Raw genomic sequence first — 1,104 nt, 5'->3', positions numbered from 1 at the left:
TCCAAGCTGTGGAACAGTGATCATGCGCCGGAGGATGTGCAACCGGCACTGGAAACCACCCTGCGCAACCTGCAACTGGAATACCTGGACCTTTACCTGATGCACTGGCCCGTGGACCTGAAGCCCGGCGTGCGCTTCCCAAAATCCGCAGACGACATGGTGTCTCTCAAGGAGCTGCCGGTGGAAACCACCTGGACGGCCATGGAAGCGCTGGTGGACAACAACCTGACCCGGCAGATCGGTGTATCGAATTTCAGCGTAAAAAAGCTTCAGGACCTGATCGGCAAGGCCCGCTACAAACCGGCCATGAACCAGATTGAATTGCACCCCTATCTGCAACAGAAGGAGATGCTGGCGTTCTGCCAACAGCAAGGCATTCACCTCACCGCCTATTCCCCGCTGGGTTCCTTCGATCGCCCCGCCGGCCTGAAAGCCGAGGACGAACCGGTACTGCTGGAAGACCCGGTAATCCGCGAAATCGCTGACCACCACGGCGCCAGCCCGGCGCAAGTGCTGATCAGCTGGGCCCTGCACCGCGACACCGTAGTGATCCCCAAATCGGTGAACCCGGAACGCCTGAAACAAAACCTGGCCGCCGCCGAGCTGTCACTCAGTGACGCAGACATGGACGCCATCGGCGCACTGGACAAGCATCGCCGCTACGTGGACGGCGGTTTCTGGGCACAGCCGGGCAGCGATTACACCCTTACCAATCTTTGGGATGAGTAGGGCCGTACGCCAGGGAAACTCTGAAAAACGCCAGCTCGACGGTGGGAAACGATGCTTGCATCGCGAAAGACTCTGTCACACAACGCCGTTATTCGTGATGCAAGCATCACTTCCCACAGAAAATCAGGGCGACCAGGGGGTTACAAAGGTTCCCTAAACAAAACGCCGACTGTCCTGTAACGACATGGCCGATCCCGGCATCTACTGGTATTCCTTACCCATACCTCGATACCCGTACTGACAAGGATCGGCCATGGATTACCTGCGCACCCCGGATTCCCGCTTTGAACGCCTGCTCGACTACCCCTTCGAACCGAACTACGTGGATGTGGGCGGATTACGCATGCATTACGTGGATGAGGGGCCGACCGACGG

Annotated in this window: 1 protein-coding gene; it reads left to right on the top strand. The window is 58.4% G+C overall.

Translation table 11 applies throughout. The annotated features are described in order from the left end of the window. On the top strand, window positions 1-729 hold a 729-nt coding region (locus A3730_RS03390; RefSeq protein ID WP_063537481.1), incomplete at its 5' end, for an aldo/keto reductase. Between the last annotated feature and the right edge of the window lie 375 nt (window positions 730-1,104).

It is taken from the genome of Alcanivorax sp. HI0044 (assembly GCF_001634945.1).
This window is presented reverse-complemented; position numbering and strand designations above follow the sequence as displayed.